This is a genomic window from Prochlorococcus sp. MIT 1303 (genome assembly GCF_001631965.1).
GTDB classification, from domain to species: Bacteria; Cyanobacteriota; Cyanobacteriia; order PCC-6307; family Cyanobiaceae; genus Prochlorococcus; species Prochlorococcus marinus_D.
In genome coordinates, this window is the sequence record NZ_LVHK01000010.1 from 1 (window position 1) to 2909 (window position 2909).

4 protein-coding genes are annotated in these 2909 nt (G+C 35.4%); all 4 read right to left on the reverse strand.

What is annotated here, in order from left to right:
* On the reverse strand, positions 1-1014 hold a 1014-nt coding region (locus tag PMIT1303_RS00375), incomplete at its 3' end, for an AMP-binding protein (RefSeq protein ID WP_156486848.1).
* Between the two features lie 17 nt (positions 1015-1031).
* Positions 1032-1784: an SDR family NAD(P)-dependent oxidoreductase gene (locus tag PMIT1303_RS00380; protein ID WP_063397067.1), complete on the reverse strand. Its 753-nt coding sequence runs from the start codon at positions 1782-1784 to the stop codon at positions 1032-1034.
* Positions 1781-2005, reverse strand: a complete 225-nt coding sequence (locus tag PMIT1303_RS00385; RefSeq protein ID WP_063397068.1) for an acyl carrier protein — start codon at positions 2003-2005, stop codon at positions 1781-1783. The genes PMIT1303_RS00380 and PMIT1303_RS00385 overlap by 4 nt, the downstream gene beginning before the upstream one ends.
* Before the next feature lie 23 nt (positions 2006-2028).
* Positions 2029-2718 (reverse strand): WbqC family protein, encoded by a 690-nt coding sequence (locus PMIT1303_RS00390; RefSeq protein ID WP_063397069.1) that lies wholly within the window; start codon positions 2716-2718, stop codon positions 2029-2031.
* Between the last annotated feature and the right edge of the window lie 191 nt (positions 2719-2909).

The window sequence follows — 2909 nt, forward strand, 5'->3', positions numbered from 1 at the left end:
AAAATGGTTTGGTATTACGCCTAGTGGTGGAAGCTCTTGCATGTCCTCAAAATCCTTTTCAGAGATTTTATAGCTTGAACAAATACAGGTACATTCAGTTGGTCCATACACATTTTCAAATTCTATTCTTGATGAAAATCTCCTGAACATCTTTAATAATATCTTCTTTGGAAATCCTTCTCCACCGAATAAAATTTTTCTGACAAACATCAACGAATCATCGTCAAATGATTTTGTAGATGTTAGGTATACCAGTAATGAGGGAACAGAAAACCATATTGTACATTTTGACTTATTGATGAGGTGTAAAAGTCTTTTTGGTTTCTTGACTTCTTCCCTCAAGAATGGCACCAGTGTTGCACCTGAAAAAAAAGCCAAATAAAAATCAAAGACTGAGTTGTCAAAATACATCGGATTCAGATTTGTTAATCTATCTTCTTGCTTAATGTTGAAATTCTCCAATGCCCAATCGATAAACACTAATAAATTTTGATTTGTGATTACAGCACCTTTAGGTGTTCCTGTCGAACCAGATGTATACATAATATAAGCCGGATCATGTTGTTCTACTATATCTATAGATGGTAATTTACTATCTTGTACTGATGATTCGTTTAATTTAATCCCATCGGCTTGAACAACGCGGTCGTTGTACTTATTCTTGAGCTCTTTAATGTTTTGATTGTCGTTATTGAATACAATTATTAGTGTTGGATTAGAGTTGTCAAGAATTTTCTCAAGTCTCCCCCATGGAGATTGATCATCTAAATTTGTATATATTAAGCCTAGCCTAATGCATGCCAACATTGTTGCGTAGGCCTCAGTGGATTTGTTATGAAATACAGCTATTACATCGCCTTTTTTACAGTTTCTTGAGATTAAAAACTTCGAACAGTTTTCTGTTAAGTGAAGCAACCTCCTATAACTAACAAACTCTAGATTTTTCGCGTAGACTATTGCTTTGCCGTTACTATTTCTGGCAACGACTTGAGTAAACCGTTTAAACAAATTCATGTCTTGGTTAAATTCATTTATAATGTTAGACCCCCATTTATATCAATAATTGCACCATTAATGTATTCATTTGTGATTACTGCTTTGATCATCTGAGCGATTGAACTAGGATCTCCTAGTTTTCTGAGAGGAATTTCATTTTTTAATCTTTCCAAAAGATTATTTTCTGTAGATTCAATAGTCGAATTAGTCTCAAGATAACCCGGCGCTATCCCAACGAATCTAAAACCCATAGGTCCAAGTTCTTTAGCCCATGTCTTTGTTAATGCGTTAACACCTGCCTTGGCTGCACTATAAGCGGTCTGACCGGAATTTCCATAAGCTGCAATGCTACTTATAGACACCACGACACCTTTTCGCCTGATTTCTATTAGTTTATTTATTAACTCGCCGGTCATATAAAACACAGAGCTCAGATCGTTTCTCAGTACTTTTTCCCAGTTTTCCACAGAATGTATTCTTTCATTGGTTTTCCTAAAGTTTACTAGTGGCTCGCTATGTATTATTCCTGCATTATTTATTAGAGTACTTGGTTGAAATCCTGAATTCCACATTCTATTTATTGTTTCGTTCACCATGATATAGCTAGAAACATCACATTGCCATACTTTAACATTTTTACCATGCTCAATCCTGAGTTTTGAACAACTTTTTTCGTCTTTTTCAAAAACACCTATTTCGTAACCATCTTTTATTAATTCTTCAAGTATTGCTCTTCCTACACCTCGGCAGCCACCAGTTATCAGAACGCTATTATTAATTTCTTTCATTCCACCTTGCCATTTTTAAATAGAATATCTTTGATGTCCTTTATTGTTGTCATTGTTGCTATCTCATCACCTGTAAACTCAATATTGAGCCTTTCTTCTATTTTAGTTATCATAATCATATGTGTCATGGAATCCCAGTTTCTTATTGATTTCAACTCTGTTCCTTCTCTTAGGTTTTCGGGATCGGTGTTAAGTGCTTCTGCAATAATTTCAATCAACATAATCTGTTTTCCATGAATTTGAACTAGTGATTTTCTAGTAAAAATTGCTTATCTACTTTTTCGTACATTAATGTATGTAGTATCGAATATGTCTTGCGGCTTGGCCGGTTGTTTGATTGACCACCCATTGTTCCGTGCTCTTTCATAATGTGCAGTGTTATATTACTTTCCTTGAATTGATCGTAATTATATAATTTTGATCCGTTTGTTAGATTTATGTATTCTGTTGCTTCAAGTCTCTTGCATATATCTATGATTCTCGATGCTCCTCTCAGATTTCCCTTTGGATAAATCCTACTTGAAGCAATGATTTTTGTCTTAATACATAGACTTTCGCACATGGCTATTATACTTTTATGTAAAAACTTGCTCAAATTGCCACTGCACTCGACCATGATTTCCTCGAATAATTCGTACGTAGGTTGGAAATTTATCTCACTTCTGTATGAATGTTTTATTGTTTTTAGCATCTTCTCCCTCCACCCTAGGTCTTCTTTTATCCCCAAGTCGCAAATCAGTTTGTTTTGACTTGCTCCATTAATTGGCACAGTAATCCATTTTTGTGTATTCGCTACTTTTATTATGTTTCTGTTTATCCACCCTCGATTTATGTAGTTTACGTCGTCTAGTATCACAAATGTATCTACCGCTTCAATTAATTGCCAATATCCTATGTATGGCAAAAAATAGGGTTGCATGATTCCAACTTTCATGGAGCCCTTTCAACTTTATTTATTCTTCATTTTAGCTCGTCCGACTAGGTCTGATTGTCTCCTTAGGCTTCAGCTAACTGGCTGAGACGAGCCTGACTTTTAGTAGGCAGCAGTCCAGAGGGTGGTTCTGCTAACTGACGCACCAAGAATGCATGAAAATTCTCCTGACGCCCCTCAAGATTCTTAAAACC